Raw genomic sequence first — 20490 nt, forward strand, 5'->3', positions numbered from 1 at the left:
GAGTTACAAATTTGCGACGGGTTTAAAGAAAGTTCGCCCCGCTTGCGGGACTTAAGTTTTGTTCTTTGATTTTATTGTGCGATTAAATTAATTTAAGGCGATTTTATGTAAAAACAAACACGAGTTTGATAGTAAACTCGTGTTTGATTATTTCAAAAAAATAACGATGGGAATTATTTAGGCGGCGGTTTTGCCGGTAATAATCTGATTAAGATTTTTAACGGCATCGTTCATAACCACGGACTGATTGGCCAATTCTTCTGAGGCGGCTGCACACTCTTGAGCTGCGGCGGCATTGGCCTGGGTAATTTTGTCCATTTCGTTCAGAGCTTTGTTAATTTGTGTGATCCCTTGTTCTTGTTCTCCGCTGGCCGAAGAAATTTCCTCATTCAACGAAGACAGGGACGCAATACTATTTACAATATCTTTTAAGGACGCTTCACTTGATAGAACGACCGTGTGCCCTTTTTCAATATTATTCACACTTTCATTGATCAGTGACGAGATTTCCTTAGCGGATGTGGCGCTTCGTTGTGCCAGACTGCGAACAGCTTCTGCGACAACGGCAAAACCTTTTCCGTGGTCCCCGGCGCGGGCCGCTTCGACTGAGGCATTCAGTGCTAAAAGGTTTGTCTGAAAAGCGATATCATCGATAACCGTGATAATCTCTTCAATCTTTTTTGAGCTCGTGGTGATTTCGTTCATTGAAACGGTGAGTTTGCGGACCTCTTCTTCCCCCACGCGGGCCTTTTCCTGAACCTGATAGGCGAGATCGCGCGCCTTGCTGGCGTGTCCTGTGTTCATCTTCACCATGCTGGAAACTTGCTCGGTGGAGGCGGACGTTTCCTCAATTGAGGCCGCCGCTTTCACTGCGGAACTGCTTAAGTTTTGACTGGAGTCCCTGATTTCTCTGCCGGCGCTGGAAACCTGTGTTCCTGCGACTGTCAAAGTTTCAATAGACTGTAAAAGTGCTTGCAGCGGTTTGCGCACCACTAGGATGGAGATACCCAAGATCATAACAGTGATTAAAAGAGCCCAGGCTAAAATGGAAAGTGTTGAATTGGTTGCGGCCGCGGCGACCTGATCTGTAGAGGATGTCACGGCAAAAACCCCGTGAAGTTTTCCGTCTTTCCAATTTTCCATAGGATAACCCAAGATGTCCTTGCCATTTTTCCAAGGGCTGGTTGCCGGATCGCCGTGACACAGCAGACATCCCTGAGCTTCAGAAAGACGAACAGGGCGATAGACGACCACAGAGTGCTCGTTCGCCTCGACGATTTCTTTTAAGTTCGTATCAGATTCGAATCTTTTAAGAATTTCTGCCTCACTCGCTGTCGCCTTGTTTTTTTCACGGCGAGGGTTCTGTGAAAAGACGCGAAATTTGTAGCCATCCGCTTCGGCATTTTCGAAGCCGACAACGATAGACGCAAAGATCGGCACCTTGCGCAGAAGAGTTTGCCGTTCTTCATCGGGAAGTTTTCCATCAGGATATTTTTCGACCGCGTGTCTGAAATCCTTTTCTAGCTTTCCTTGAGTGGCAATGTAGCTACGAATGGCTTCTAGGCGGGATAATATCGCCTGGGATTTTTCGACAAGCTGTTCTCGTCCCTGGGTGTGAACCTTCGATGAAGAGATTGCTACAGCAGCCAGCGTGCAGATAACGCACGATAAGCCCACATTGATAATGATCTTTGTTCCCAATCTCATGATTTCTCCTTGGTAATGTTTCTATCGGAGGTTGGGTTTATAAACAAAATACTAAGGAACTCACATTTGCACTTATTTTTATTGATCCCGTGGCTCTCGTGTCGACGGGAGCATGAGACCTAGGTCGTGCTTCACGCTCACATCTGTTTGCAGGAGCGATTATTCACTACTAAGTGAATCGGTGTCTTGTTACTCTAGAATCTACGACAGCAAAGGGTTTGCTCGGAGAATTTGTGAAGAAGCTCGTTTTACAACTCATCTTTGGATTCATCATTTTACCTATAGCTTTGGCGGGCTCACTTTATTATCTGAATCAGAGCGGTTTTTTTAATATCACCAAAATTGAAGTCATTCTTGAAAACCCACCGGTCGGGCAAGAGCAGTTTTTGAAGCCGCATGTGGATCATCTTGAGGCGGAGCTTGCGAAATACAAAGGGATCTCTCTTTGGAGTATCAAACTTAAAAAAATCTCCCGTGAAGTTTCGTCATTGAACTGGGTGGAGCAACTGAACATCAAACGCAGTTGGCCTGCGACTTTGGCGGTGCGAGTTCGACCTTATGAGGTTAAGCTTTTATATATGAGTAAAGGTGGAAAGCTTCTTCCTATTATTAGGGATGGAAGTTTTTTAGATGCGGTCGAAACAAAACAAGCCCCCGATGTCGCTCTTCTTGATGGTGAAAATTTTCAGAAACAAAGTGAGCTTCGAAAAAAAGCCGTGGACGTGATTGAACAAATTCCTGCTGAAGGATCGTTCAGCAAAAAAACGATTTCTGAAATTCGCCACGACACCAAAGAAGGTTTTTGGATGACGATGATAAAGACCGGAATTCAAGTGAAGATGGGCGAAGAGCAGGTTTCACTGAAGGCCGCACGAGTTTCACAAGTCGTCGACTATCTCGAGTCTCGCCAATTTGACGCGCGCGTCATAGATGCGAATCTGTCTAAGAAAGTCCTTGTCAGGTTGCGTAAGGATCCCTAAGCTTAAGTCTGGAGGACCGATCAAAGTCGGGTCACAACCGCTTTGAAAACCCTTTGAAATGATTTTATTGGGTGGTTCTACAACATTAGATTAAGCATCCGTGAGGACTTAAGGATGAGTACATCAAAACCGAAAGCACCGGTATTGGCTGGTTTGGACATTGGGTCTACCAAAGTCTCTTTTGTAATCGGCACAGTCAATTCCGATGGAAAAATCGAAGTCGCTGGCGTAGGAACGGCTCCCAATACGGGCATCCGCCAAGGCGTTGTAGTCAATATCGAGGCTACAACTGAATCCATTAAAAAAGCTAAAGAAGAAGCAGAATTAATGTCTGGTTATTCCGTCTCTGACGTCTGGGTTGGAGTGGCGGGAACACACATTTCCTCTTTTGATTCAAAGGGCATGGTCGCCATTAAAAATCGTGAAGTGACACCTTCTGAAATTGACCGCGTGATCGAAGCTGCAAAAGCTGTGGCGGTTCCTGCGGATCGCACAGTTCTGCATATTCTGCCAAGGGAGTTTAAGGTCGATGGTCAGGACGGAATCACAGATCCCGTTGGTATGTCGGGCATTCGCTTAGAAGCCAATGTACACATCGTGACCGGCAGCCAAAGTGCGATCAACAACTCTGTTAAATGCGTAGAAAAAGCCGGCCTTAAAATTTCCGGTTTGGTTCTAGGACAATTGGCGTCAGCAACGGCGGTTATTTCCAATGATGAAAAGAATCTGGGCGTGTGTGTTGTCGACATGGGCGGCGGCGCTTGCAACGCTTTGTATTTCGTCAATGGCAGTGTGGCGCACTCATCGACAATTCCGGTGGGTGGTCAGCACTTTACGCATGACGTGGCTGTAGGACTTCGCACTCCTCAGTTTGCGGCAGAAGTTTTGAAGAAGAAGCATGGTTGTGCCATGGCTTCTATGGTTAATGAAAACGAGACTATCGAAGTCGAAGGTGTCGGCGGAAGAAAATCCCGCGTGATTCCTCGCAAAGATCTGGCGGACGTGATTGAGGCAAGAGCAGAGGAAACTTTGAACTTGATCGCCAATGACCTTCGTATGAGCGGTTTGATGCCGATGTTGGGTTCAGGAATTGTCCTAACTGGCGGCGCAAGTCAGCTTGATGGTTTGATTGAGATGGGAGAGTTTATTTTTGATATTCCAGTTCGCCGGGGAACTCCTCAGCAAATTGGTGGACTGACTGACGTTGTGAAATCTGGAGAGTTCGCAGCGGCAGTGGGTTTGTTGTTGTACGGTTTGTCGCAAAGAAAAGATTTGCAAGCCGGTCATCAACAACAGGAAGTGAATATCGGCGAGTCACTCGACGGTATCACAAAGAAGATCAAAGATTTTTTTGGACAGATTTTTTAAATTTTACGGGCATCACCGCTGTAGCCTGGGCGGGCGGTTGAAAAGGGGAGGGTCGAATGTTTGAGCTAGAGGAAAATATCAATATCGGAGCGAATATCAAGGTGGTCGGTGTTGGTGGCGGCGGTAGTAATGCCGTAACAACAATGATCGAATCTAACATGTCCGGTGTTGAGTTCATCGTTGCCAACACAGATATCCAAGCATTGAACGCAAATAAAGCTCCTAACAAAATTCAGTTGGGTCTTGATTTGACGAAAGGTTTGGGCGCAGGAGCAAACCCAGATGTGGGTCGCCGAGCTGCGATTGAGTCATATAATGAGATTGTTGAGAAATTGGAAGGCGCGGACATGGTGTTCGTCACTGCGGGTATGGGTGGCGGAACAGGCACAGGTGGCGCTCCGATTGTTGCGAAGATTGCGCGCGAACTTGGCGCTTTGACAATTGGTGTGGTCACTAAGCCCTTCCTGTTTGAAGGTAAAAAACGCGGTAAACACGCTGAAGGCGGTTTGCAGGAACTTAAAGAGAACGTAGATACTTTGATCGTTATTCCGAATCAAAAGCTACTTTCCATCGCTGCGGAAAAAACGCCTCTTCTTGAGACCTTCAAAAAAGCCGACGAAGTTCTTCTTCAGGCTGTCAAAGGGATCTCTGACCTTATCAATATCCGCGGTCTGATCAACCTGGACTTTGCTGATATCCGTACGGTGATGTCTTCTAAAGGTATCGCAATCATGGGTACTGGCGCTGCAAAAGGTGAAAACCGTGCGGTTGAGGCGGCAACAGCGGCGATTTCTTCTCCACTTCTTGAAAATGTTAAAATTGATGGCGCTACGGGCATCATCGTTAACATCACGGGTGGTTCAGATCTTTCTCTATATGAAGTGAACGAGGCGACGACTCTTATCACTGAAGCAGCTCATGAGGATGCGGAAATCATCTTCGGTGCGGTTATCGATGATAACATGGGTGACGAGGTTCGTGTAACTGTGATCGCCACAGGTTTTGATTCTCACGATGTCAAACTTGTGAACGATATGGCGCAAGTAAATCAAATGCAGAATTTCTTGAACCAACAGGCGACGGCTCAATTCGGCGGAATGAACATGATGCCGCAAATGCCACAGATGCCGCAAATGCCGGTGATGCCACAAATGCCGCAGATGCCACAATTCCAAATGCCGCAAATGCCGACAATGCCACAGATGCCACAAGCTCCACAGCAAGCAGCGCCTGTTGAATTGCCGCCAATTGCGACTGTTCAATCTCATGTGATGAATTTTACCCAGCCACAACAGGAGGGTCCCTCGGTAACTGAGACGGTTGTAATTCCTCCAGTAGCTCCAGTGACTCCTCAAGTGGCTCAACAAGCTGCTCAAAACATGATGGTTCAGCAGGCTCAGCCACAACAGCAAGAGGTGGCAACACCGATTCAGCCACAAGTTGAAACAACGGTGTCTCCACGAGATATGTTGTTGGCGAAAGCTCGCGCTTTTAAAGAAAGCCAAGACTTGAAAGCTCGTCATAACAACCCTGAACAGTTGTCTATGAACGTAGACCATGAACAGCAATCTTTGGAAGAAGCGCGCCGCATGGCTCGTGAAGTTTTGAGTTCTCCATTCTCTAGCCAAAATCTTGAAGTACCGGCGTTCATTCGCAAGAAACAAGGTTTTGATTTGAATAAAGAATAGTGGAAGCCTGGTTTTTATCTGATATTCACTTAAAATCCGCCGAAGAGCGCAATGGGAAAATCCTGTTGCGCTTTTTGCGTTCTTTGCTGCAACAAGACCCTTCGCAGATTCATCTTTTCATGCTGGGGGATATCTTTGATTTGTGGGTGGGTGGTCATACCTATTTTGCCAACAAGTTTCCGGAACTGATGCAGGCTTTAAAAGATCTTCGCAAGGCGGGGGCTCGAATCACCTACATTGAAGGAAATCACGATGTGCACGTCGAGGGTTTCTTTCAAAAAAAACTGGGTGTGGAAGTTCATGTTGAAGCTCAGTATTACAATTTGGATGGTCTTACTGTGCGTTGCGAGCACGGGGATTTAATCAATCTTGCCGATGAAAAGTATCTGAAGTATCGCAGCCTTATTCGCAATCCCTATATCAAGCCTCTGGGAAATATTCTTCCCGGTAAGTTTTGGGATCATATTGGGAACAAGGCCAGTCAGCGCAGCCGTCAGCGCAGCGGCCATTATCGCGCGACCAATGAAGATCAGCTAGTGCACATGATCCGTACTCACACCGAGAAGGCGTACAAGGAAAAGCCATTCGATATTATCATCTCTGGCCACATGCACGTTTTTGATGACCATATCGAGGATATTCAGGGACGAAAAGTGCGCACCATCAATCTGGGATCTTGGTTTGAAGAGAAAGTAAAAATCTTTCGAATCAAAGACGGCAAAGCGGATTGGGTGTATATAGAGTCCTGAGTTTTACCTACCGTTGGTCGAACAATAGAAACCTTCAAGGTTCATATTCAGTTCAGGCTCCTGCTCACACCAGGCCTCGTCCAAGGAAAGACGTTGTTTTTTCGCGTGGCCTAGCAGGATCGTCATTTTCAGATAAGTAGGCGTCAGAGTCTCGCGAATTTTAAAGACCACGTTTGGATAGGGTTTGCGAGGGTTGCCGGCTTCGTATCCTCGTGCGCAAAGTTCTTCGCGCACGGACTGTCTGACGGTTTTATAGGTTCCAGCCCACAGCCCCCAAAGACCCGCCAGATAACCCGTACGATCTTCACCGACCGTGCAATGGAAATAAATACTTTTGTTGTTCTGAAGAGCTTTTTCAATGGTGCGAAGAGCCTGAATCGTCATCTGGCAGGAAGATTTAAAATCATGCAGATCCTTCCAAAGAAATGGAATGTGAGTGATGTCATTCTGAGCCAGTCCCAGGCTTTGCAAAGTCAAAATCTGTTTTGCAACTTCGCCCTTGGTTTCGTTTTTGAAAATCAAAAATTCTTCGACTCCTAAAGCCAGCAGTTCTGCCATTTGCTTTTTATTAGCGGGAGCTTTGCCGCGAATAACGGCCGCATCACCCGCATTATAGATCACATGCGCATTGGGAATGGAACTTCCCGGGACAAGCGCATGGGCGGCGGAACTTAAAAAAAGAAAAAGGCAGGCCACAAGTGTTTTCATGGTCCCGTTTATACTGAAAGAGACCTGAAAGTTAAACGCCCATAGTAAATAAGTTATTATGCTTTTTCAGAATAAAAAAGGGCTCCCGTGAAGGAGCCCCTAGGTGATCGGACGTGGGAACAAAGTGAGATTAAAAATTCATTGTATAGCCAATAAGGCCTTGAACGCCTGACATCGTCGTTCTTAGGTCAGAGCCGTCTCTTTCGACCTCAGCGCCGTTGCCACACTGGCTGACGCCGGGAATGTCATTACTGGCGGTACAATTGCCACCCGTAGAGACGTTACGTTCAATCGGCATGTAGCGCATGTTTCCTTCCACCGTCAGACAGTGGGTGTCGGTAAAGCAGAATTCAGCACCGATGCCGCCCATGGCTCCGAAGGCGCTGCCTTTGAAGTCCAGATTTTTTGAGCCTGCGGTCATCGAGCCATTCAAGCTTCCGTAACCCAAGCCCGTTTGCATGTAGAATTTGATAAAGGAGTTTTCCAGAGGGTAAAGGCGGAAGATGGGGAAGACCGTATAACCAGTCAGCTCGTAGGAATAAGATCCTGCCGCTCCGGAACCATCCGTTTTTTGCGTAAAATAAGAAGGACGAAGAACCATGGCGTACATCGTGCCGCTGAAGCGATAGCTCCAGTTGACGTAAAACTCCAACGCCGAACCCATGTTCTTAACGTTCGCAAAGCCATTGTTGGTGGTGTAATCGATAACTCTATTCACGTCATCCTGATCTGCCGATACGGTGGAAAGACCGATACCTAAGGCCATGTCACCTGAAAGGCCGCGACTGCCGCCGAAACGTCTTTGTGCATTTGCATCTTGTACGCTGAAAACAGAGACCGCAAGAACTGTTGAAAGAAAAATTCCAACCTTATTCAACATCTTCATAAAGAATCCTCCTGATTCCCACCGATTTGACTCACTATTAGAATCTTTTAATCCACACACTGTATGCAACTAACATTATACAAGTTTAGGACAAAGGACGGGATCATCTTTTGTCCAGGGGAGTTATATTGAGACAAAGCTTTCTCGGTGTGAGACTCTTTTTTAATGAAGCACTTAGAAGAAAAAACGCTGTCGACAAAACAGATTTTCAAAGGCCGATACTTGCGCATCGAGCAGGATCAGGTCCAGGCACCCGACGGCCGTACGTACACTCGCGAATACATCCTTCATCCAGGCGCGGCTATGATGATTCCGCTTCTTTCCAATGGCAATATCGTGATGATTCATCAGTATCGGCATGCAGTTAAGCAGGTCTTTTTAGAGTTTCCCGCGGGTAAACGCGATCACAATGAAGAGACATTACTAACCGCACAGCGTGAGCTTTTGGAAGAAACCGGATATCAAGCCAAGGACTGGAAATTTCTGACCACCATTCATCCTGTTATTGGTTACTCGAACGAGCACATAGATTTATTTCTGGCCCGGGATCTGACCGTCACGCAACAAAAGCTGGATCACGGCGAATTTATTGAGGTCGTCGAAGTAAAACCAGAAGACCTCATGCGCCTGGTGCGCGATGGAAAAGTCAGCGATGTGAAAACCCAGATCGGGGCTTTTTGGCTTGATAAAATTCTTCGCGGGGAGTGGAATTAGGACGGGGGACGTCCTATGCACATTCAATCAAAAGACAGTTTTAAAACCAAAGAAACTCTTCAGGTCGGAAACGCATCCTACACGATCTATAATCAACAAAAGATTTCTCATCCGAATTTAAAAAAGCTTCCGGTGTCGATGAAGGTTTTGCTTGAAAATCTTCTGCGCCATGAAGATTCCTTGCATGTGACGAAGGAAGATATTGAGTCTTTTTTAAGTCTGGACCCCAAATCTCTTCTGCGTGAAATTTCTTTTTTTCCAGCGCGGGTTCTGATGCAGGACTTCACCGGTGTTCCGGCCGTCGTGGATCTGGCGGCGATGCGAGACGCTATGAAAAATCTGGGCGGAGATCCCAAGAAGATCAATCCTCTGGTTCCTGTCGATCTCGTGATTGACCACTCGGTGATGGTGGACTCTTTTGGTTCAAGTCGTTCATTTGATGAAAACGTCAAAATGGAGTTTGAAAGAAATCACGAGCGCTACGTCTTTCTAAAATGGGGACAGAACGCCTTCCAAAATTTCAAAGTGGTCCCGCCGGGCACTGGCATCTGCCATCAGGTGAATTTGGAGTACATTGGTAAAACCGTGTGGAATTCCCATGGGCACGCATTCCCAGACACGTTGGTCGGGACAGACAGCCATACGACGATGATCAACGGCCTTTCTGTTTTAGGTTGGGGTGTTGGTGGCATCGAAGCCGAAGCAGTGATGCTAGGTCAACCGTTAAGCATGTTGATTCCCGAAGTGATTGGCTTCCGCTTGCACGGAAAACTCAAAGAAGGTGCGACGGCCACGGATTTGGTTTTGGTGATCACCCAAATGCTTCGTAAAAAAGGCGTGGTTGGTAAGTTTGTTGAATTCTTCGGCTCGGGACTGGCGACGATGCCTTTGGCGGATCGGGCGACGATTGCGAATATGGCCCCCGAATATGGAGCCACTTGCGGCTTCTTCCCGGTCGATGAAGAGACAATCAAGTATTTGCGTTTATCGGGTCGACCCCAAGAAACTATTGCTTTGGTTGAAAGTTATGCGAAGGCGACCGGCTTGTGGCGCTCTGAAGAGAACGAAAAGCACTACTTCTTTCAGGATATTTTAGATCTCGATCTTTCCACCGTCGAACCGTCACTGGCAGGGCCGAAGCGTCCTCAAGACCGTGTTGTACTTTCGGGTGCACAAAAAGATTTTCAAACTCAACTTGTGACAGGCTTTCAGGTTGCAGAAAATATGACCTCGAAAGAAAAGTCACAGATGGTCGTGGAAGGTGCTGACTACACAGTGGGACATGGAGACGTAGTTATCGCTGCGATCACAAGTTGTACGAATACGTCCAACCCCTCTGTGATGATTGGTGCAGGCCTGGTTGCCAAAAAAGCTGTTGAAAAAGGTCTGCAAGTGAAGCCTTGGGTAAAAACCTCTTTGGCACCGGGATCTCAGGTGGTGACGGACTATCTAGAGAAATCGGGGGTCCAAAAGTATCTCGATCAATTGGGCTTTAATCTTGTGGGCTATGGTTGCACGACTTGCATTGGAAATTCCGGTCCTCTGCCTGCGCCGATTGCAACGGCCGTGGAAAAAGGCAATTTGGTTGTGGCCTCGGTGCTTTCGGGGAATAGAAACTTTGAAGGTCGCATTAATCCTCATGTGAAAGCCAACTATCTGGCGTCACCGATGCTTGTGGTGGCCCATGCCTTGGCCGGTAGTATGCACGTGGATATTACTAAAGATCCAGTCGGCCAAGATAAAGCCGGGCAGCCGGTGTATCTCAAAGATATCTGGCCGAGTAATCAGGAGATCCAAGATCTTGTGAATAAGACTGTGGAAACTAAAATGTTTGATTCCCGCTACGGCAACGTCTTCGCGGGAACTGACGACTGGAAAAAAATCAATACGACATCATCACAGACCTATTCCTGGGATGAAAGCACGTACATTAAAAATCCTCCTTATTTTGTCGGCATGACGATGACACCTGAAAAGATGACAGATGTAAAAGGGGCGCGAGTTCTGGCCATCCTCGGGGATTCAATTACCACGGATCATATTTCTCCAGCGGGCAGTATAAAAAAAGATTCTCCAGCGGGTCGTTATCTGATCGGCAAAGGCGTCGCTCCTCAGGACTTTAACTCATATGGTTCGCGCCGGGGAAATGACGATGTGATGGTGCGGGGGACCTTCGCCAATATCCGCATTAAAAATGAAATGCTGGGGGGCTTGGTCGAAGGAGGTATGACTAAGCATATTCCGACTGGGGAAGTGCTAGCGATCTACGATGCTTCGATGAAATATCAGGCGGAAAAAACTCCATTGGTAGTGGTCGCAGGGAAGGAATATGGAACTGGATCGTCGCGCGACTGGGCCGCAAAGGGCACACGTCTTTTAGGTATTAAAGCGGTGATTGCGGAAAGTTTTGAGCGCATCCATCGTTCAAACTTAATCGGGATGGGTGTTCTTCCTCTGCAATTCCATCCGGGCACGGATCGTAAGACACTTAATCTGGACGGCACCGAAGTTCTGGATATTGTCGGCATCGAAGGCGGCATGAAGGCGCAACAGGATTTGACTGTTAAAATTACCCGCGCTAGTGGTCAGACGGAAGAGATCAAGGTTCGCTCGCGGATCGATACTGCCGTCGAGTTAGAGTACTACAAAAATGGCGGAATTCTTCACTACGTTCTTCGTAAGCTGACATAAAGTTCGCTGGCAGCCCATTCACCGGGCTGCCTTTTTATTCCTAAATTCCTCTAAAAATCGCTCCCAAGTAAAAATTACCTGTAGAACTTCTTAGCGAAAAAGCCCTCTGTCGGGTGGAAACGAAAGCCCCCTTTGCCTGTAGTGTGTTTACTTTTGCTTTGAAAGTTGAAACCGTTGGCAGGGTATTTGCTGTTCTGTTTTCGTCTTTTTATTTTTAGAACGGAGAAATTATGAACTTTATGAAGTATGGCGCTATCGTTATGACGATGGTGGTCTCTCAAACAGCGTCGGCCTCTTTCTGGGGAAAAGTTAAAAACGCATTTAACGATTGTAAGTATACCGAGCAGGAATACGCCGAAACAGTGGCTTTTGAAAAGCAGATGACAGAAAAATTGCCCGAGCACTTTAAGGGTCGTTTTTCTGAAAGTGACTTTGAAACAAAACCTTGGATGCGTGATTTCCGCTATGTGATCGTCGTGAACAAGGCTTCACGCGGTCCAACGGCTCAGACCATGAAAGTTTATGAATACGGTTATCTGATTCATGATACGAAAATATCGACAGGTCGTGAAGGTTTTGAACTTCGCCGTAAGAACAAAGTCTGCACAGGTGCGCCACCCAAGTCTTATTGGTCGCAGACCCCAACAGGATATTATACTCCAAAGTATTTGTCCGAAGATCATAAATCCAGCTCTTGGGATTCCGACATGCCTTATGCGATCTTCTTCGATATCGAAAACGGTTTGGCGTTACATCAGGTTCATAGAAACTATGTTGATATGTTAGGGGACCGAGCTTCCGGCGGTTGTATTCGTCAGGATAAAGAGACCGCTGAAAATCTTTTCTTCCGAGTTAAAGAAACGGAGCGTTCTGTAGTTCCTGCGGTGAATTTGGATGGCACACCAGTTTTGGATGAAAACGGCGATGTGAAATACATTTCTCAGCAAGAGATGATTCATTCTAAAACGGGTCAGTTGATGAAGTTTAATACCTTCAGTGCGTTGATCATCGTTCAAGACGTTAAATAATTATATTCTACTTTAAAATAAAAAAAGGCCGGTTTCTCACCGGCCTTTTTTTATTTTACCTTTTGGTCGATCATCAGAATAAAAGAATACTCTGTGGCGGTTTCTTTAAGCTGATCGAAACGGCCCGAGGCTCCGCCGTGTCCCGCTTCCATATCCGTCTTTAGCAGAATCAAAGAAGAACCTTGGTTATGATCGCGCAGTTTTGCGACCCACTTGGCGGGCTCCCAGTACTGAACCTGAGAATCATGCAACCCAGTGGTTACCAGGGTGTTGGGATAAGTCTGATTTTTCACGTTGTCGTAAGGGGAATAGGACTTGATATATTCATACGCGGCCTTGTCGTGAGGATTTCCCCACTCGTCATATTCTCCCGTTGTCAGGGGAATCGAGTCGTCCAGCATCGTCGTTATCACATCCACAAAGGGCACTTGCGCCACAATCCCTTGATACAGGTCAGGGCGCAAATTCATCACCGCTCCCATTAAGAGTCCTCCCGCACTGCCACCCATGGCATAGATGCGTTTGGGGGACGCCGTTTTGTTCTTGATCAAAGCTTCCGTGCAGTCGATGAAATCGTTGAACGTGTTTTTCTTATTTATTGTCCTGCCGGTGTCATACCAGTCGCGGCCCATTTCGCTGCCTCCGCGAATATGCGCTTTGGCGAAGACAAAACCGCGGTCCACCAGACTGAAGACATCGCTGCTAAACCACGGGTCCATGCTGGCCCCGTAAGAGCCATAACCATAGATCAACAGAGGCGCTTTGCCATCATTCTGATGCTCTTTCTTCATGACTAAAGAAACGGGCACTTTCACGCCGTCACGGGCGGTGATGAAGATTCTTTCCGTCTTATAAAGCTCGGGATTGTAGTTGGGAACCTCATGGGTTTTTTTAAGCATCTGTTCCCGCGTTTTCATGTTTATTTCATAAACTGAAGGGGGGCGGCGCATGGATTCATAGTCATAACGAACCCACTCAGATTCGAATTCCCGGTTGTCACCAACAGAGGCCATGTAACTGCCGTCGGCAAAAGGAATCAGAAAAGAGTTTTGTGCTTTTTTATCCGTGATATGAATCTGCGTTAAGCCATTTCTTCTTTCGTCCAAAACTAGATAGTTTTTGAAGGCGGTCACGTCTTGAAGAAAAGTGTCCGTACGGTGTGGGATGAGTTCTTTCCAGGACTGCGCATTGGTGTGGGAAAGCTCTGCGGTCATCAGCTTGTAGTTCTTAGCATTTTTGTTCGTGATGATATAAAAGCGGTCGCCATCGTCCGTCACGGAATATTCATGTTCGCGTTCACGGGGATTGAAGATGCGAAAAACGTCCGTGGGCTTATTCGCATCAACAAAACGAACTTCCGTGGTCAGAGTACTGCTCGAGCCAATGTAGATGAATTTTTTCGATAGTGACTTATACACATACGTATTAAAGGTCTCGTCTTTTTCGTGATAGACGAGATCTTTTTTATGGGTGCGAAGATTGTAACGATAGATTTTTTCACTGCGTAAAGTTTTGGGATTCTGTTCCGCATAGAAAATGGTTTCGTTGTCATTGGCCCACGTCAGATTGGACGTCATATTGGGAATCGTGTCTGGAAGCAACTTTCCGGAAATCAGATCTTTGAAGTAAACCGTGAAAAAGCGACGACCCACGGTATCCACCGCATACGCTAGGATCTGATGATTCGGACTCATCCGTGGACCCGTCGATTCGAAGTAATCATGACCCTTTGCCAGTTCCGGCATATTGATCAGGACTTCTTCAGGACCTTGCGGTGTGCCCTTATAGCGGACATAAAGAGGATATTGCTGACCCTGTTCGTAGCGAGCCGCATAGTAATAGCCGCCGTCTTTGACCGGTGTCGAAGACTCATCTTCTTTCACTCGGGATTTCAGTTCCTTAAATAGGTTTTCTTCCAAGTCCTTCACAGACTGTAAAGCTTGCGCCGTGAACTCATTTTCCTTTTTTAAATGCTCAATGACTTTAGGATTTTCTCTTTCTCGTAACCAGTAGTATTCATCGGTTCTGGCATCGCCATGTTTATTCAGAACCACAGGCACTTTGTTAGGTTGCGGATATGAGCGAAGATCTTTGTGCATGCAGGAAACTCCCAGAAGTAGAACAGCGTACGTAACTTTTTTCATGGGAATCAGGCTATCACGGGGAGTCGTCAGTGGGTACAAGCCTCTTGGAAATCCAAGAGGCTGTGCTTGAGCTAGGCTAAGGTCTGGCTTCGCCGCCGCTTTGTTGTTGTTGAAAGCGAATCTGATTTTGTCGGGCCAAGGCTTTATTGAAGGCATCGGCAAAGGTTGTACGCGCGAATTCTTCAAGGGACGTGGCGGTCGTATTGACCTTATCACGCTGGAAGGTTCCGGCAATAGTGCCATTGCCAAAAGCTTCTTCCATTTCCAGATACACGTCCGCCCAATCTTCGGTCAGCCCGGCGCCGATATAGTAATTGCGCATTTCTTGGGGCGGCACTTCCACATATTCCAGGTCGTCGTGACCGATCGCCCGGCCTAAAATTTTCGCAGCCTCATTCATCGAGATATCTCTTTCGCCCAGAAGATATTCCACGTTGTGAGATTTGAAGTCGGGATTCATCAATAAAAATGCCGCGCGAGCTGCAATATCCCGTGTCGCTACCATTGGAATCGGCACTTCTCCATTTATAGTTCCGAACATGCGGTTCATGCCGATAATACTGGGAAGTCCTGCGATCAGGTTCTCCATAAAGTAGGTGCATCGCAGGTGCATAATATCAGCATGAGTGATTTCACTGAGACGTTCCTCTTGATCGTGCAGCCCCAAGATCGGGCCCGTGCCGCTTTCAAGATCGGCTCCGACGCTGCTTAAGTTGACGACTTTTTTAATTCCGGCTTCTTCAATGGCTTCGGCAATAACTTCACCGAATTTATTTTGATAAAAGCGGACCTCTTCGGCTTGCGGATTCGGGGGGATCAAAGTGAAAATCGCCGAGCATCCGCGCATGGCCTCCATCAAAAAGCCGACGTTGTTGGCGTCTCCTTGTGCCAATTCCGCGCCTTGGAAGTCTTCCTTATTGGGAAAATGCCGGGCTACGCAGCGTACTTTTTGGCCGTGAGCAAGTAGATGAGTGACGATTTTTGAGCCGATATGGCCAGTGGCTCCGATGACCAGAATCATAAGAAAACCTCCTTATTTCTTTCTATTTTAGAAGCAGAAATAAGGAGATATATACTTACGAATTCTTCATCGCCGAGGGCTCGACTAGCCTTGTGCCTCTGCCAATAACTGTTCGGCATGTGCCACAGAGGTTTTAGAGATTTTTTCACCACTGATAAGGCGGGCAATTTCCTGAACGCGGTCCTTTGTTTTGAGTTCCGACACAAGCATCGCCACCGAGCCTTTTTGTGGGGACTTTTGAATGAAGAAATGAATATCACCAAAAGCCGCGACTTGAGGAAGGTGAGTGACGCAAATGACCTGTTGCCCTTTGGCAATGGTCTTCAGTTTTTTACCGACTTTTTCAGCAGTTTCCCCGGAAACGCCGGTGTCAACTTCGTCGAAAAGATAAGTGCGAGGCTGGTTTGTCGATCCGACCACACGTTTTAAAGAAAGCAGAATTCTGCTTAATTCGCCGCCCGATGCAAATTTCGCCAGCGGACGTTTGACATCTTTTGCGGAAGTCTGACTTAAGAACTCAACGTCGCTGATGCCAGTCGAAGAAAGATCCATTTTTTCAACTTGAACATGGAAGGTTACGCCTTTCATATTTAAATCCAAAAGTTCGGCATTCACACTTTCGGCAAGAAGATCTGCGCCCTTCATGCGGCGTTTGTGTAAATCACCACCTAAGGCCTCAAGCTCTTTAAGAATGACCGACGCCTCTTTTTTCAAAGACTCAACTTTAGATTCGGAATTTTGCAGATTGGAAATTTCAATTTCCATATCCATCAGGGCTTTTAAGATATCATCGACTGTCGAACCATACTTTTTCTGCAGCTTGCGAAGATCGCTCAGGCGACCTTCGGCTTCTTCCAAGCGCTGCGGATCGGCATCAATCTTCGAGGCATACTGGCGAAGTTCATAAACCGTTTCGTCAATCAAAGCTTTGGCTTGCTCCAGATTTTCAAGCTTCGCCCCGATTTGAGGGTCGACGCCGGCCAGTTCCAGTCCTTTTTTTAGAATGGCATTCAAGCGGCTGATGGCGGAATCATCATCGGTATAAAGAGCTTCTTCGGCCTGATCAACGAAAGAACCGATGCGCGAAGAGTTTTTCAACTTCTTCACTTCTACTTCCAGTTCCATGTCCTCGCCCGGAGACAGATCCAAATTGGCGATTTCATCGCGTTGATAAATCAGGAAATCCAGACGTTGTGCTTTTTGTTTGGCGTCGCTTTCAAGCTTTTTGATCTCTGCAAAGATGGCATGATAACGATTGTACTTTTCCGTAAACAGAAGGCGCTTATCCCATGTACCCGCATACTGATCTAAAAGATCCAGGTGATAAGCTTTGGACATCAAATTGCGGTTTTCATGCTGCCCCGTCATTTCAATCAGAGGAGCCGAGTGGCCTGCCAGTTCCACGAGCGGCGCAACGATATCGCGCAGGCTGTTCAGAGTATTCAGGCTGCCGTTCAAATAGACTTTTGATTTATCACCCGCGCTTAAAACACGACGAACGATCAAAATGTCTTCGTCCACCTCAATTCCCATGCTCTTCAGGTTTTCAATAATATCAGCACGCTTGCTGATATCAAACGAACCTTCGATGGTCGCCTGGGCGGCCCCGGTGCGGATAGTGTCACTAGAAGCTTTCCCGCCCATCAACAGACTGAGGCTTTTTAAAAGGACGGACTTACCGGCCCCTGTTTCACCACTCAGAATATTCAGGCCCTCTTTGAAGGTGATATGCAAGTTTTCGATAATGGCGAAATTAGAAACTTTCAGCTCTAGTAACATAATATCTCCTGCGGGCTAGCTTCTAGCTGCGATCTCCGAATTTAAGTTTTTCGCGAAGCAAGTGGAAGTAGTTGTGATTAGGTTCTCGCACCATCATGTGATCGTAGCAAGACTTGGTCACCACGACTTCATCATCAGGAGTGATCTCGGTCATTTTCTGACCGTCGACGATGAAGTGGGCTTTTTGAGTCTTGCCATCTAGCTTGAAGGACAACTCTTTATTGTCTGGAAAAATCAAAGGACGAGATGTCAGACTGTGGGGCGCGACCGGCGTCATCACGAAAACTGGCGATTCGGGGTCCAATAAAGGGCCGCCGGCAGCCAGGTTGTATGCGGTAGAGCCGGAAGGGCTGGCGACGATAAAGCCATCGGCCTTCACTTCGCTGACCAAGAATTTTTCGGAATAGATTGCGGTGTTGATCAATTGGCTCATCGAGCCTCTTTCAATCACGATGTCGTTCAGGGCGTGATACTCATCCCGTACTTTTCCGCGACGAAGGATTTTCGCAAAAAGCATTGAACGGGGACGAAGCACCATTTTCCCCGCCAAAGTTTTTTCGATGACATCAAAGACAGATTCAGCACTATGAGCTGTTAGAAAGCCCAGCGAGCCCATGTTAAAACCCAGAATCGGCGTGCTTCGCCCTTCCAGAAGGCGCACGGCACGAAGGTAAGTCCCGTCGCCGCCCAGAACGATGATCAGCTTTAACTGATCCAATTGCTTTTTGGTTTTCGCCGCTTTGGTTCCAGGAATAATTTTTTGATCCGGGCCCGTGAAAACCACGTAGCCTTTTTCCTTCAAATAATCCGAGACCTTTTTCGCCAAAGAGACGGCTTGCGCCGTCTGGATACGATACACTAAAGCGATGCTGCTATTTTCTTCTAGAACTAATTTGCTGTTTTTACTCATCGAAAATTTTGCACTCACTAAATCAAACCATCACGTCTTAGAAGCGCATTCGGATCTGGTTCGCGACCGCGGAAATTCTTGTAAAGATCCATCGGGTGCTCTGTTCCGCCTTTGCTTAAAACGTTGTCTTTAAACTTCTGCGCGACTTCCGCGTTGAACAAACCTTTTTCTTTGAAGAACTCAAAGGCATCGGCATCCAAAACTTCCGCCCACTTGTAAGAGTAGTATCCCGCGGAATATCCGCCTGCAAAGATGTGACTGAAGCTGCACGAGCTATTGGCGCCGTCGATCTTAGGGAACAGACGGGTTTCGGCCGTGGCTTTTTCTTCGAACGCATCCACGTCTTTGATGGTCGCGGGATCTGTCGAGTGCCATGCCATATCCATCATACCGAATTGCAACTGGCGGCAGGCGGTGTAACCGGCCTGGAATTTTTGTGAAGCTTTCAGCTTTTCGATCAAATCCGCAGGCATCGCCACATTGGTTTCGTAGTGACGAGCAAAAAGGTCCAGACCTTCTTTTTCACCCACCCAGTTTTCCATGATTTGTGAAGGAAGTTCGACAAAGTCCCAATAAACATTCGTGCCGCTTAAGGATTGATAAGTCACTTCTGACAGCATGCCATGCAAGGCGTGACCGAATTCATGGAACAGGGTGCGCACTTCATCGTACGTCAAAAGTGAAGGCTTCGTTGGCGTCGGTTTGGTAAAGTTACAAACAATGCTGACGTGAGGACGTTTCATCGCGCCATCGATCAGACCCTGCCCACGGAACTGAGTCATCCAGGCGCCGCCTTTTTTGGTCTCGCGAGGGAAGAAATCTGTATAGAAAAGTCCCATGTACTTACCGGACTTGTCTTCATAGATTTCGTAGGCTTTGACTTCAGGATGATAAACCGGGATGTCTTTGTTCTCTTTGAAAGTCAGGCCGTATAGTTTTTTGGCGTGGGCGAAAACACCATCCACAACTTTTTCAAGCTGGAAGTACGGACGCAGGTCTTCTTCATTGAAAGCGTATTTGTCTTCTTTCAATTTCTCAGAGTAATAGCCAAAGTCCCAAGGTTGAATATCAGAAATTCCATCCAATTTTTTTGCGTAAGCGGCGACCTCGGCCAAATCTTTTTTGCCGGCGTCTTTTGAAGCCTGCAAAAGTTTTCCAAGGAAATCCATCACCGTTTGGGGATTCTTGGCCATGCGTTCAGCCAAAACGAAATCCGCATGAGTTTTGAAACCCAGAAGTTTCGCGCGTTGATCACGCAGTTGCACGATTTTAAGAACCGTTTCTTGATTGTCGAATTCGCCTTTGTAGGAACGTGAGGCGTAAGCACGCCACATTTTTTCGCGAAGGGCGCGATTTTTCGCATACGTCATAAAGGGCAGATAAGAAGGGATGGACAAAGTGAAAAGCCATTTGCCTTTTTGCCCTTTGGCTTCGGCCATTGCCGCTGCACCTTCAAGAGTGCCTTCGGGAAGACCTTCAACATCTTCTTTTTTATCCAGGAACATTTCGAACGCATTGGTCGCTTTCAAGACGTTTTCCGAGAATTTAGGGCCCAGAACAGAAAGCTCCTGGTCGATGTTGCGCAAAGTTTCTTTGTCTTTTTCAGAAAGCAAAGCTCCGTTGCGTGTGAAAGACAAATATGTTTTTTCCAACAGGCGTGCTTGTTCTTTGTTTAAGTTCAAGCTTTCGCGTTTGTCATAAACGGCTTTGACCTTTTTAAAAATCTCTTCATCCAAAGAAACGTCCGAAGCAAAGGCGGTGACTTTGGGATAGATCTCTTTTGCTAAAGCCTGTAAAGCATCGTCGGCATGGGCCACTTCAAGATTGGAATAGATCCCGGTGATTCTTTCTGGCAATTCGGAAGCGGCTTCCAAAGCCACAATCGTATTTTCAAAATCAGGTGTTGCCGGATTGCTTTTCAATTTTGCGATATTTTCTTTCGCAATTTTGATCGCCTCGTCCAGGGCAGGCAAGAAGTGTTCGACTTTGATTAAATCAAAGGGGACGGCTTGGTCTTTGTTCGTAAAGGGCTGTAAAAGAGGATTGCTCATGAGGGGCCTCCAAGAGAGTTAAATGACTCTTCTTTTCTTTCATGAACAAGACTGAAAATAAAGGGA

Annotated in this window: 15 protein-coding genes; 7 read left to right on the forward strand and 8 right to left on the reverse strand. The window is 46.9% G+C overall.

Annotation, left to right across the window (positions count from 1 at the left end):
• Positions 1–177 precede the first annotated feature (177 nt).
• Positions 178–1707 (reverse strand): methyl-accepting chemotaxis protein, encoded by a 1530-nt coding sequence (locus tag OM95_RS05220; protein ID WP_041871001.1) that lies wholly within the window; start codon positions 1705–1707, stop codon positions 178–180.
• Between the two features lie 233 nt (positions 1708–1940).
• On the opposite strand from OM95_RS05220, the gene OM95_RS05225 reads away from it, so the two are divergent.
• From OM95_RS05225 to OM95_RS05240, 4 genes are all read left to right on the forward strand, one after another.
• The gene (locus OM95_RS05225; protein WP_041871003.1) at positions 1941–2687 is read left to right on the forward strand and encodes a cell division protein FtsQ/DivIB; all 747 of its coding nucleotides are present in this window, start codon (positions 1941–1943) and stop codon (positions 2685–2687) included.
• 114 nt (positions 2688–2801) lie between these two features.
• Positions 2802–4055 carry a cell division protein FtsA gene (gene ftsA / locus OM95_RS05230; RefSeq protein WP_041871005.1) on the forward strand — a complete coding sequence of 418 codons (1254 nt, stop codon included), beginning with the start codon at positions 2802–2804 and terminating at the stop codon, positions 4053–4055.
• Positions 4056–4111: 56 nt separating this feature from the next.
• On the forward strand, positions 4112–5743 hold the full coding sequence (gene ftsZ / locus OM95_RS05235) for a cell division protein FtsZ (RefSeq protein WP_041871007.1): 1632 nt from the start codon (positions 4112–4114) through the stop codon (positions 5741–5743).
• Positions 5743–6492: a UDP-2,3-diacylglucosamine diphosphatase gene (locus tag OM95_RS05240; RefSeq protein WP_041871010.1), complete on the forward strand. Its 750-nt coding sequence runs from the start codon at positions 5743–5745 to the stop codon at positions 6490–6492. The genes ftsZ and OM95_RS05240 overlap by 1 nt, the downstream gene beginning before the upstream one ends.
• Positions 6493–6495: 3 nt before the next feature.
• Here the strand turns inward: OM95_RS05240 and OM95_RS05245 are convergent, their stop codons facing one another.
• Both OM95_RS05245 and OM95_RS05250 read right to left on the reverse strand, forming a co-directional pair.
• Positions 6496–7200: a tyrosine-protein phosphatase gene (locus OM95_RS05245; RefSeq protein ID WP_041871012.1), complete on the reverse strand. Its 705-nt coding sequence runs from the start codon at positions 7198–7200 to the stop codon at positions 6496–6498.
• Between the two features lie 130 nt (positions 7201–7330).
• Positions 7331–8086 (reverse strand): hypothetical protein, encoded by a 756-nt coding sequence (locus tag OM95_RS05250; protein WP_291515598.1) that lies wholly within the window; start codon positions 8084–8086, stop codon positions 7331–7333.
• Positions 8087–8251: 165 nt separating this feature from the next.
• Here OM95_RS05250 and OM95_RS05255 point away from each other — a divergent pair, with 165 nt between their 5' ends.
• From OM95_RS05255 to OM95_RS05265, 3 genes are all read left to right on the forward strand, one after another.
• Positions 8252–8800: an NUDIX hydrolase gene (locus OM95_RS05255; RefSeq protein ID WP_041871014.1), complete on the forward strand. Its 549-nt coding sequence runs from the start codon at positions 8252–8254 to the stop codon at positions 8798–8800.
• Between the two features lie 15 nt (positions 8801–8815).
• Positions 8816–11491, forward strand: a complete 2676-nt coding sequence (gene acnA / locus OM95_RS05260) for an aconitate hydratase AcnA (protein ID WP_041871016.1) — start codon at positions 8816–8818, stop codon at positions 11489–11491.
• A 230-nt stretch (positions 11492–11721) separates the two neighbouring features.
• Positions 11722–12519: a L,D-transpeptidase gene (locus tag OM95_RS05265; RefSeq protein WP_291515599.1), complete on the forward strand. Its 798-nt coding sequence runs from the start codon at positions 11722–11724 to the stop codon at positions 12517–12519.
• A gap of 50 nt (positions 12520–12569) precedes the next feature.
• Here the strand turns inward: OM95_RS05265 and OM95_RS05270 are convergent, their stop codons facing one another.
• From OM95_RS05270 to OM95_RS05290, 5 genes are all read right to left on the reverse strand, one after another.
• The gene (locus tag OM95_RS05270; protein ID WP_041871136.1) at positions 12570–14663 is read right to left on the reverse strand and encodes an oligopeptidase B; all 2094 of its coding nucleotides are present in this window, start codon (positions 14661–14663) and stop codon (positions 12570–12572) included.
• Positions 14664–14739: 76 nt separating this feature from the next.
• Positions 14740–15684 carry an NmrA family NAD(P)-binding protein gene (locus OM95_RS05275; protein WP_041871020.1) on the reverse strand — a complete coding sequence of 315 codons (945 nt, stop codon included), beginning with the start codon at positions 15682–15684 and terminating at the stop codon, positions 14740–14742.
• An 84-nt stretch (positions 15685–15768) separates the two neighbouring features.
• Positions 15769–17463 carry a DNA repair protein RecN gene (gene recN / locus OM95_RS05280; protein ID WP_041871022.1) on the reverse strand — a complete coding sequence of 565 codons (1695 nt, stop codon included), beginning with the start codon at positions 17461–17463 and terminating at the stop codon, positions 15769–15771.
• A 22-nt stretch (positions 17464–17485) separates the two neighbouring features.
• On the reverse strand, positions 17486–18373 hold the full coding sequence (locus OM95_RS05285; RefSeq protein WP_041871024.1) for an NAD(+)/NADH kinase: 888 nt from the start codon (positions 18371–18373) through the stop codon (positions 17486–17488).
• Positions 18374–18390: 17 nt separating this feature from the next.
• The gene (locus tag OM95_RS05290; RefSeq protein WP_041871026.1) at positions 18391–20424 is read right to left on the reverse strand and encodes a M3 family metallopeptidase; all 2034 of its coding nucleotides are present in this window, start codon (positions 20422–20424) and stop codon (positions 18391–18393) included.
• Positions 20425–20490: the final 66 nt, after the last annotated feature.

This window comes from Bdellovibrio sp. ArHS (assembly GCF_000786105.1).
Classification (GTDB): Bacteria; Bdellovibrionota; Bdellovibrionia; order Bdellovibrionales; family Bdellovibrionaceae; genus Bdellovibrio.